Genomic DNA, 10,785 nt, shown 5'->3' on the forward strand with positions numbered 1-10,785 from the left:
CATCCCCTCACCCCTGGGAGTAAAGCTGTGCCTGGAGAGAACCTCACCCGCATCGAAGCGCAGGAGCGCCGCGACGTCATCGACACTCAGTCCTATGAAGTCGCCCTCGATCTGACCAAGGGTGCCGAGATCTTCGGCTCCCGGAGCGTGGTGCGCTTCACCGCGACTCCGGAGAGCTTCACCTTCATCGACCTGATCGCCCGGGACGTGCGTGAGATCTCCCTCAACGGCGAGCAGCTCGATCCGAACGAGGTCTTCGCCGACTCTCGCATCGCGCTCAGCGGGCTGCAGGCCGAGAACGTGCTGGTCGTCGATGCCGACTGCCTCTACACGAACACGGGCGAGGGCCTCCACCGTTTCGTCGACCCGGTCGACGAAGAGGTCTACCTCTACTCGCAGTTCGAGGTCCCGGACTCACGTCGCGTGTTCGCGGTGTTCGAGCAGCCCGATCTCAAGGCGACGTTCCAGTTCACCGTGACGGCGCCGGCGGCATGGAAGGTCATCTCCAACTCCCCCACGCCCGAGCCCATCGTGCACGACGACGACACGACGGCGACCTGGGGCTTCGAGCCGACCCCACGCATCTCCTCGTACATCACCGCGCTCGTCGCCGGACCCTACGAGTCCACGTTCTCGGAGCTCACCAGCGCCTCGGGCCGTGTGATCCCCCTCGGCGTCTACGGACGCAAGAGCCTGTGGCAGCACCTCGATGCCGACTACATCTTCGACAAGACCCGCGAGGGTTTCGCCTACTACGAGTCGAAGTTCGGGGTTCCGTACCCGTTCGCCAAGTACGACCAGCTCTTCGTCCCGGAGTTCAACGCGGGAGCGATGGAGAACGCAGGAGCCGTCACCTTCACCGAGACCTATGTCTTCCGCAGCAAGGTCACCGACGCCGTCAAGGAGCGCCGCGTCGTGACGATCCTGCATGAGCTCGCACACATGTGGTTCGGCGACCTCGTCACGATGAAGTGGTGGAACGATCTCTGGCTGAACGAGTCGTTCGCCGAATGGGCGTCGACCATCGCCACCGCCGAAGCCACCGAGTGGACCGAGGCGTGGACGACGTTCAACGCCATGGAGAAAACCTGGGCCTATCGACAGGACCAGCTCCCCTCGACCCACCCGATCGTCGCGGAGATCAACGACCTGGAAGACGTGCAGGTCAACTTCGACGGCATCACCTACGCCAAGGGCGGATCGGTCCTGAAGCAGCTGGCCGCCTGGGTCGGCATCGAGGCGTTCTTCGCCGGTGTGTCGCAGTACTTCCAGAAGCACTCCTGGGGCAACACCGAACTCAGTGACCTGCTTTCGGAGCTCGAGGCCACCAGCGGTCGCGACCTCAGCACATGGTCGAAGAAGTGGCTGGAGACGGCAGGCGTCAACACGCTCGAGCCGGTCATCGCGGAGGACCACGACGGCACGATCTCGCGCTTCGCCATCACGCAGACGGCCCCGGCGGACTACCCCACCATCCGACCGCACCGACTGGGCATCGGCTTCTACACGCTGACCGACGGTGCACTCACCCGCACGCACTACCTCGAGGTCGACGTCGACGGCGACCGCACCGAGGTGCCGGAGCTGCAGGGCATCGCCCGCCCCGACCTCGTGCTGCTCAACGATGAGGACCTCGCCTACGCGAAGATCCGCCTCGACGAGAAGTCGCTCGCCACCGCGATCGCTCACCTGGCCGACATCCACGATCCGCTCGCCCGCTCGCTCGTGTGGGGTGCCGCGTGGGATCAGACGCGGGATGCGGAGACGGCGGCTTCCGCCTACATCGACCTCGTGCTGGGGAACATCGGCCGGGAGACCGAGTCGACGACCGTGCGCACCACGCTCGCTCAGCTGCGGACGGCCGCCACGCTCTACGTCGCCCCGGCTGAGCGAGAGACCGCTCGTCTCAAGGTTGCCGACGGATTGTGGAGCCTGGCGGAGTCGGCCGAGCCGGGCAGCGACAGCCAGCTGCAGTTCGTCACCGCCTTCGCGAATGCCCTGGTGACTCCGGAGCACGCGGGAATCGTGGGCCGTCTGCGCTCCGGTGAGGACACGCTTCACGGTCTGGAGATCGACGCAGACCTGAACTGGCAGCTGCTCGTGGGTCTCGCGACCATCGGCGCCACCGATGCCGCGGCGATCGATGCCGCTCTGGCGGCGGACAACACCGCCAAGGGCGGGGAATTCGCCGCGCAGGCGCGGGCGTCTCTGCCCGACTCGGCGTCCAAGAAAGCGGCCTGGGCTTCGCTCATCGAGCGCGACGATGCTCCCAACACGATAGTTCGCTCCGCCGCGCTCGGTTTCACGCATCCTGCCGGCGCCGCCGTACTGGGCGAGTTCGTCCCCGCCTACTTCGACATGCTGCTCCCCATCTGGGAGTCGCGCACCTACCAGATCGCTCAGTACCTGATCGTCGGGCTCTTCCCGACGGCTCTCGCCGACGGGGCGCTTCGTGACGCGACGCGCTCGTGGCTGGCGGCCAACCAGGATGCTGCGCCGGCGCTTCGACGCCTGGTGCTCGAGAACCTCGCGGACGTCGAGCGCGCACTCGCCGCACAGGCACGCGACGCGGAGGACTGAGCGCTCCGCCTCAGCCGCCACCGGCTCTCGAAACGGAGACCACCCACCTCGCTCTCGGAGTGTCCCGCGCGGACGCGGCGCAGCGGACGTGGATGGTCTCCGTTTTCGCACGGCGCATCCGCCCAGCCTGCACAGAGACCCGCTCGCTAGGATCGTGACTGATGATGCTCCCCTTCGATGTCAATGATCCTCCCGCGGAGACCCCACTCCCCGACTGGGCGACGAACCTGCTCGCCTGGCTGAGCCAGGTCGGCATGAAGGCGCTCACCGTCGCGATCATCATCGCTAGCTGTGTCGTGATCGGGCTCATCCTGCGCCTGGTCATCCGTCGGGTCGTGCACCGCATCGTCGACAGCGCGAAGAGCAAGGCGTCGGTCGACGACACTCAGGCCTTGGAGCGCTCACCCCTCGCCGACATGCGTCTGGTGCAACGGACCCGCACCCTCGGCACGATCCTGCAGAACATCGTCAACGTGATGCTCGTGGTCATCGCGATCGTGCTCATCGTGAACGCCCTCGACCAGAGCCTGTTGGGGTCGCTGACCCTCCTCACGGCTGCGGTCGGCGCCGGTCTCGGGTTCGGCGCGCAGAACATCGTCAAGGACGTGCTCAACGGCATGTTCTTGGTGGCCGAGGATCAGATCGGAATCGGCGACGTCGTCGACCTCGGACTCGCGAGCGGTGTCGTCGAGTACGTCAGCGTTCGGATCACCCAGGTGCGCGACGTCAACGGCACCCTCTGGTATGTGCGAAACGGCGAGGTCACCCGAATCGGCAACATGTCGCAGGGATGGGCGCGGTCGATCATCGACCTCGGCGTCCCGGCCGACTCCGACCTCGAGCAGGTCGAGCACATCATGCTCGAGACCGCACAGGGGCTGGCGAAGGATCCCAAGTGGCGCACGCGCATCATCGAGAAACCGGAGCTCTGGGGGCTGGAGTCGATCGACGGCGATGCCCTCGTCGTCCGCATCGTGATCAAAGCACGTGCCAACGCGAAGGACGACGTGGCGCAGGAGCTGCGCCGCCGCCTGCGCGCCGCACTCCTCGAGAAGGAGATCAGCGTGCCGCGCATGGTCGATGTCGTGCCGACAGGGCTCGATGGCGCCCGCCGGGTCCGCGGCGCTAATCCTCCCCGGACGCGACCCAACGCGGTGACCGGCGTGCCGGTGATCCCTGACCGTGGAATCTGGCGCCGCAAGAAGCCCACGGATGACGGGAGTCCCCAGAAGTGACGTTCTACGACGAGATCGGTGGACACGACACGTTCACGAAGATCGTGTCGGTGTTCTACCGCGAGGTCGCCCTCGATCCCGTGATGAAGCCGATGTATCCGGAGGAAGACCTCGGCCCCGCCGAAGACCGGCTCCGCATGTTCCTCGAGCAGTACTGGGGCGGCCCGACGACGTATGGCGACACGCGCGGGCATCCCCGCCTGCGGATGCGGCACATGCCGTTCCACATCGATGCCGACGCGCGCGATCGTTGGCTTCGTCACATGCGGACAGCCGTGGACGAGGCGCAGTTGTCTCCTCTGCACGAAGCGACGCTCTGGGACTACCTGGAGCGCGCCGCGTATGCCATGGTGAACACATTCGAGCCTTCGGGGATCGGGGCCGCTCCCGGCGGTCGCCCCACGCTCGAGACCCGATCACGTCAGGAATCAACGGAGAGCTCATGACGACGAAGCCCCTGTCCACAGATGTTCTGGTGATCGGATGGGGGCTGGCCGGACTCGTCGCCGCGTCCGAGGCTCTCGACGCCGGCCGTCGCGTCATCCTGGTGGACCAGGAGCCGCGGACGAACCTCGGCGGTCAGGCCTGGTGGTCGTTCGGCGGGCTCTTCTTCATCGACTCCCCTGAACAGCGGCGGCTCGGGATCAAGGACTCCCTCGAGCTCGCGACTCAGGACTGGTTCGGCAACGCCGGGTTCGATCGGCCGGAAGATGAATGGCCGAGGCGCTGGGCAGAGGCCTACCTGCAGTTCGCAGCCGGAGAGAAGCGCTCGTGGCTGCGCGAGCGCGGCGTCGGGTTCTTCCCCGTCGTGGGCTGGGCGGAACGCGGCGGCTACGGCGCCATCGGACCGGGCAACTCGGTCCCACGATTCCACATCACCTGGGGCACCGGGCCGGGGATCGTCGCACCCTTCGCAGCCGCCATCGAGCAGGGCGAGCGGGAAGGACGTCTGACGGTCCTCCCGCGACACCGCGTCTCCGAGCTCGTGGTGACCGACGGCGCGGTCACCGGTGCGCGCGGAAACGTGCTCGCCTCGTCGGGCGCATCGCGTGGTGCGGTGTCGTCGCGCGAGATCATCGGCGAGTTCGAGATCGCGGCCCGGGCGACCATCGTCTCCTCTGGCGGCATCGGGGGGAACCACAACCTCGTGCGGGCTGCATGGCCCGAACGCCTCGGCACTCCCCCCGAGCACATGCTCACAGGGGTACCGGCCTATGTCGACGGATCGATGTACAGCGTCAGCGCGGCCGCCGGTGCGCGGTTCATCAATGGCGACCGGATGTGGCACTACGTCGAGGGCGTCACGAACTGGGACCCGGTGTGGCCGTCTCACGGCATCCGCATCCTCCCCGGGCCGTCGTCGCTCTGGCTGGATGCGACGGGCAAGCGCCTCCCGGTACCCCTGTTCCCCGGGTTCGACACTCTGGGAACGCTCGCGCACCTACGTACGACCGGTCACGATCACTCCTGGTTCGTCACCTCGCGGCAGATCGTCGAGAAGGAGTTCGCGCTCTCGGGCAGCGAACAGAACCCCGACCTCACCGGCAAAGATGTTCAGCTGCTGCTGAAATCCCGACTCGCCAAGGGACCGACCGGGCCGGTGCAGTCGTTCCTCGACGAAGGTGAGGACTTCATCGTCGAGAACGACCTCGAGTCGCTGCTCGAGCAGATGCAGCGCCACCCCGGCGGCGAGTTCCTCGACATCGACAACGTCCGCCGCGAGGTGGTCGCCCGAGATCGAGAGATGGACAACGACTTCACGAAGGATGCGCAGATCGGCATGCTTCGTTCCATGCGTGGTTATCGCGGCGACAAGCTGATCCGCACCGCAGCACCACATCGCTTGCAGGACCCGAGCGCCGGGCCGCTAGTGGCGGTCAAACTCCACGTCCTCACGCGCAAGTCGCTCGGCGGCATCAACACCGACCTCGCAGGCCGTGCTCTCGATGCGAACGGAGACCCGATCCCCGGACTCTACGCCGCAGGTGAGGCGAGCGGTTTCGGCGGCGGTGGAGTTCACGGCTATCGCGCGCTCGAGGGGACCTTCCTCGGCGGATGCCTGTTCTCCGGCAGAGCCGCCGGCCGCGCAGCCGCAGCCGCGGGCTGACGAAGACGGTTCGAAACCGAGCGCGGGGAGAATCCGGGCGCGGCGACTAAACGGCGGAGCCTGTGGAACGGATGCCCGTCAGCCCGGTGGCCACGGGACCACGCACCAGCACATGTCCGCGACGGAAGGTGAGACGAGTCCACCTGCCGGATCGCGAGATCTGGACCTGCTCTTCGCCGGAGATGAAGCCCATCGCATCGGCGGCGAACGCTGCGCCTCGGGGCAGCCCTCCCAGATCCTCATCGGGTTCACCCCAGATCGCCGCGCGGAGTGCGCGGACCGCTTCTTCACCTGAGCCGGGGCCCGCCCCCCGTGCGACGGCCGAGATCCCCCACTGGGCACGCTGCGCGATGACGGAAGCTCCCAGCGTCGCCTCCGTCGCCCACGCGCTCCGAGGTGGGGCGATGCCAGCCCAGGCCGGAGAGAGACCCGTTTCCGGGAGAGTGAGTCGTTCGGCGTCGTCTGTCTTCGAGAGCTGATCGACGACGATGTCGCACTCGAGCTCTGGGTCGGCATGCACGATGCGCATCGCCAGGACGGTCGGCGTCTGGTCGAACAGACCCTGCGGTGCGAGTACGGCGGTGGTCAGCGCGAGCACACCGTTCGCCGCCTGGAGCCGCACCCCTTCGTCGGTGATCCTGGTCGCTCGACCGACGAAGGTCAGAACATCCTTCGCGGTGTCGGGGTCGGCGAGGAGGAGGTGATGAGGCACGCGTTCTAAACTACCAACGGTGCGGCGTGTGGGGTCGCGGAGAGGAACACATGAGCGCGGACCAGCACGCCATCCAGACCGTCGAGCGACTCCTCGAGGTCCTCGATCTCGACGCGGCTCAGGCTCGCACCACAGAGGACATCTTCACCGGCTCCTCGCATCCGATGCCGAGCGGCCGCATCTACGGGGGCCAGGTGCTCGCTCAGGCTCTGCTCGCCGCGGAGCGGACACTTCCCGAGGACCGCGCAGTGCACTCGATGCACGGGTACTTCCTGCGTCCCGGGGATGCGAGCCAGGGAATCACCATCGCGGTTGATCGGATCCACGACGGCCGATCGTTCTCGACCAGGCGGACCCAGGCTTACCAGAACGGCGTGCCGATCTTCTCGATGATCGCCTCGTTCCAGGACGCCGATCCCGGCGTGGAGCATGCCGAGCCGATGCCGGCGGGCATTCCCGACCCGGACGAGCTCGCCCCGGATGAAGAGCGTGTCCACGGGCTGCCCGAAGGCACGACGCGGATGCTCAGCGAACGGGCGGCCGACGTGCGCCACGTCGACTCTCCGATGTACCTGCCCAGCGAAGATGAGCAAGTGCCCCGCCAAGCCGTGTGGATGCGATTGCGTGCCCCGCTCCCCGACGACCAGCGCCTGCACCGAGCGGCTCTCGCCTACCTCAGCGACATGACGATCCAGGAATCGATCCTGCGGGCACACGGCGTCTACTGGGCGCTCCCCGGGCTGAAAGTCGCGAGCCTCGATCACGCGATGTGGTGGCATCGACCCGCGCGCGTCGACGAGTGGCTGCTCTATGTGCAGGAGTCGCCGAATGCGCGTGGGGGGCGGGGGCTCGCCACCGGACGGATCTACACGCGCGACGGCGCGCTGGTCGCGAGCATCGCACAGGAGATCATGATCCGCGTGCCCGAGGAGTCGCCCTAGGGCTCGGTCACACCGGTACCCGCCGCGACGTCAGCGGTGGGAGTACTCGATCGAGTCGCCCACATACAGCTCCCAGGCGTCGCGCATCTCCTGAGTGAGTCGGGTGGGGCGCCCGGTCTGAGCGTCGACCAGCACGATGATCGCCGTCGATCGCGCGTAGATCTGTCGCGGTTCTGCGGTCGGGTCGTTGTGGACCTCGTAGCAGACTTCGACGCTGGAGCCTCCGAGCTTGCCGAACCACATCTGCACCTCGAGCGGGCGTCGCTGATATGGCACGGGCGCGAGGTACTCGATCTCCTGTCGCGCGATGAGGGTCAGGATTCCCTCGTCGATGCCGGAATCGAGCACCGCCGTCGACGGCGCCTCCTCACCGGGGCCGGCACGCCAGAAGGCTCTGACGCGAGCCTCCTCGAGCAGTTTCAGCATCGAGGTGTTGTTGACGTGATTGAACGCATCCAGATCACCCCAGCGGAGGTGGATCGGGATGTGCAGACGCGGCCTCGGTGAAGCGGACATCGCGGCCTCAGTCGCGCGTCAGCTTGCGGTGCGTCGAACGGTGCGGCTTCGCGGCATCGGGGCCGAGGCGCTCGATCTTGTTCTCCTCGTACGCCTCGAAGTTCCCCTCGAACCAGTACCACTGGCCGGGCTTCTCGTCGGTGCCCTCGTACGCGAGGATGTGCGTCGCGATCCGGTCGAGGAACCACCGGTCGTGAGTGATCACCACAGCACAGCCGGGGAACTCGAGCAGGGCGTTCTCGAGCGAGCTCAGGGTCTCGACGTCGAGGTCGTTTGTCGGCTCATCGAGGAGCAGCAGGTTGCCACCCTCTTTGAGCGTCAGCGCGAGGTTCAGACGGTTGCGCTCACCACCGGAGAGCACGCCGGCCTTCTTCTGCTGGTCCGGGCCCTTGAAGCCGAACTTCGACACGTAAGCGCGGGACGGGATCTCGGTCTTGCCGACGGTGATGTAGTCCAAGCCGTCGGAGACGACCTCCCACAGCGTCTTGTTCGGATCGATGTTGGAACGCGACTGGTCGACATAGCTGATCTTGACCGTCTCACCGATCTTCAGATCGCCGCCGTCGAGCGGCTCGAGACCCACGATCGTCTTGAAGAGCGTCGTCTTACCCACGCCGTTGGGTCCGATCACACCGACGATGCCGTTCGGCGGGAGGTTGAAGCTGAGGTTGTCGATCAGTACCCGACCGTCGAAGCCCTTCTGCAGCTTCTTGGCATCGATCACGATGCCACCCAGACGCGGGCCCGCGGGGATCTGGATCTCGTCGAAGTCCAGCTTCCTGGTCCGCTCCGCCTCCGAAGCCATCTCCTCGTAGCGAGCGAGACGCGCCTTCGATTTGGTCTGGCGGCCCTTCGCGCTGGAACGGACCCACTCCAGCTCCTCTTTGAGGCGCTTGGCCAGCTTGGCGTCCTTCTTGCCCTGGACCTCGAGTCGTTCGCCCTTCTTCTCCAGGTAGGTCGAGTAGTTGCCCTCGTAGCCGATGAGACGACCGCGATCGACTTCGGCGATCCACTCGGCGACGTGGTCGAGGAAGTACCGGTCGTGCGTGATCGCGATCACGGCACCCTTGTAGGCCTGCAGGTGCTGCTCGAGCCAGAGCACACTCTCGGCGTCGAGGTGGTTGGTGGGCTCGTCGAGGAGCAGGAGGTCGGGCTTCTGCAGGAGCAGCTTCGCAAGGGCGACACGACGCTTCTCACCACCGGAGAGCGGTGCGATCGCGGCGTCGGCCGGGGGCGTGCGCAGAGCGTCCATGGCCTGATCGAGCTGCGAGTCGAGGTCCCAGCCGTCGGCCGCGTCGATCTCCTCCTGCAGTGTGCCCATCTCGGCGAGGAGGGCGTCGAAGTCGGCGTCGGGCTCGGCCATCAGCAGCGAGATCTCGTTGAACCGGTCGACCTTCGGTTTGATCGCGATGCCGTCCTGGATGTTCTCGATCACCGTCTTGGACTCGTCGAGCTCCGGCTCCTGCATCAGGATGCCGACCGTGTACCCCGGGGAGAGCTTCGCCTCGCCGTTCGACGGAATGTCGAGACCGGCCATGATCTTGAGGATCGTCGACTTTCCGGCGCCGTTCGGGCCGACCATGCCGATCTTCGCCCCGGGGAGGAACGCCATCGTGACGTCGTCGAGGATGAGCTTCTCGCCCACTGCCTTACGCGCACGCACCATCGAGTAGATGTACTCAGCCATACCGTTTAAACACCTTTGCTGATCAGAATCGAACCTGCCATCGCACTGCTGAAGCGGTGCGGAAATCTACCTAAGACTACCTCCGGGGCGGCAGTCAGACGATTCCCCGGCACCTGGACTGAGCTCCGCCGTCTGCCGGACTCCACGCGCGCCCGAGGTCAGCCTCGCACGTCGGTGCGCTGCGGAGCCATCACGCTGTCCGCAATCACCGCGTCCGAGGATGATCAGCGTGAAGAATAGATCGTGACGGATGTACCAACGGCCCTTGGCGTGTCACCAGTCGATCGGACGTGTGGTGCCCACCAGGCAGCGCCCCTCGGCGAGCTGCGGCATCACGACGGTGACGACACGTCCCGTGGAGGGACCAACCTGACCGACGAGACATTCGCTGTCACCCCAGCGCACGGAGAACTGCAGGCTCTCCGCAGGGTTGCCGACCGTCGACTGATCCTGCGTCACCTGCATCGCGCTCCGATCGAATCCCGCCGTGACCAGAGCATCGATGTACGCTCGCCCGGCCCCCCGCTGATCCGTTGCCCAGACGCGTTCGGCGACCGAGGTGAAGACCGGGAGGTTCTCCTCGGCTGTGCCGTCGGGCACGAGCGTCGGTTCCGCAGGAGTCGTCGTCCCGGGAGTCGGCGACGCGACAGCCGTGGGCGATGCAGACGGGCCGGGAGTCGGCGCACAGGCGGAGAGCAGCAGGAACGCGGCGATCGAAGCCGCAAGGGCACCGGCCGCGCGCGGCGACGTGAGGACCGAACGACGAAGCACACGCCGAGTCTACGTCTCCCCCGCAATCCGGCCCTGCACGCCACCGGCACCCCACCCCGCTGAATCGAGCGCGGAGCCGCCCGTCAGGACATGGCGCCCGCGGTCGAGGCGGGCGCAGCCCACGACAGGTCCAGCGGCTCGGAATCATGCAGACCCTGCTCCGACCCGGGATCATCGTGCACCGATTCCTCTGGGCTGTTGCCCTCTGCATTCGGCGTCGCGGAGGGTCCGGCCCC

At 66.6% G+C, this 10,785-nt stretch carries 9 protein-coding genes; 5 read left to right on the plus strand and 4 right to left on the minus strand.

The window, feature by feature from the left end:
• Positions 1–27: 27 nt before the first annotated feature.
• The 4 genes from pepN to ACNPM4_RS13405 all read left to right on the plus strand — a co-directional run bounded on the left by pepN (position 28) and on the right by ACNPM4_RS13405 (position 5,922).
• Entirely contained in the window at positions 28–2,580 is a 2,553-nt protein-coding gene (gene pepN / locus ACNPM4_RS13390; protein ID WP_400858580.1) for an aminopeptidase N, read from the plus strand.
• Positions 2,581–2,741: 161 nt separating this feature from the next.
• Positions 2,742–3,815, plus strand: a complete 1,074-nt coding sequence (locus ACNPM4_RS13395; protein WP_029263443.1) for a mechanosensitive ion channel family protein — start codon at positions 2,742–2,744, stop codon at positions 3,813–3,815.
• Positions 3,812–4,261, plus strand: coding sequence for a globin (locus tag ACNPM4_RS13400; RefSeq protein ID WP_029263444.1), 450 nt, complete (start codon positions 3,812–3,814; stop codon positions 4,259–4,261). The genes ACNPM4_RS13395 and ACNPM4_RS13400 overlap by 4 nt, the downstream gene beginning before the upstream one ends.
• Positions 4,258–5,922, plus strand: coding sequence for an FAD-binding dehydrogenase (locus tag ACNPM4_RS13405; protein WP_448985997.1), 1,665 nt, complete (start codon positions 4,258–4,260; stop codon positions 5,920–5,922). The genes ACNPM4_RS13400 and ACNPM4_RS13405 overlap by 4 nt, the downstream gene beginning before the upstream one ends.
• Before the next feature lie 46 nt (positions 5,923–5,968).
• Here ACNPM4_RS13405 and ACNPM4_RS13410 read toward each other — a convergent pair whose 3' ends face one another.
• A complete protein-coding gene (locus tag ACNPM4_RS13410; protein WP_091036197.1) occupies positions 5,969–6,634 on the minus strand; it encodes a DUF8185 domain-containing protein in 666 nt (221 codons plus the stop codon).
• Positions 6,635–6,684: 50 nt separating this feature from the next.
• Between ACNPM4_RS13410 and ACNPM4_RS13415 the strand changes: the two genes are divergently transcribed.
• Positions 6,685–7,575 carry an acyl-CoA thioesterase gene (locus ACNPM4_RS13415; protein ID WP_448985998.1) on the plus strand — a complete coding sequence of 297 codons (891 nt, stop codon included), beginning with the start codon at positions 6,685–6,687 and terminating at the stop codon, positions 7,573–7,575.
• A 30-nt stretch (positions 7,576–7,605) separates the two neighbouring features.
• On the opposite strand, the gene ACNPM4_RS13420 is transcribed toward ACNPM4_RS13415, so the two are convergent.
• The 3 genes from ACNPM4_RS13420 to ACNPM4_RS13430 form a co-directional block, all read right to left on the minus strand.
• A complete protein-coding gene (locus ACNPM4_RS13420; RefSeq protein WP_448985999.1) occupies positions 7,606–8,091 on the minus strand; it encodes an acyl-CoA thioesterase in 486 nt (161 codons plus the stop codon).
• A 7-nt stretch (positions 8,092–8,098) separates the two neighbouring features.
• On the minus strand, positions 8,099–9,778 hold the full coding sequence (gene ettA, locus ACNPM4_RS13425) for an energy-dependent translational throttle protein EttA (protein ID WP_448986000.1): 1,680 nt from the start codon (positions 9,776–9,778) through the stop codon (positions 8,099–8,101).
• A 273-nt stretch (positions 9,779–10,051) separates the two neighbouring features.
• A complete protein-coding gene (locus ACNPM4_RS13430) occupies positions 10,052–10,549 on the minus strand; it encodes a DUF6993 domain-containing protein (protein WP_400858583.1) in 498 nt (165 codons plus the stop codon).
• Positions 10,550–10,785 lie beyond the last annotated feature (236 nt).

It is taken from the genome of Microbacterium umsixpiens (assembly GCF_053543675.1).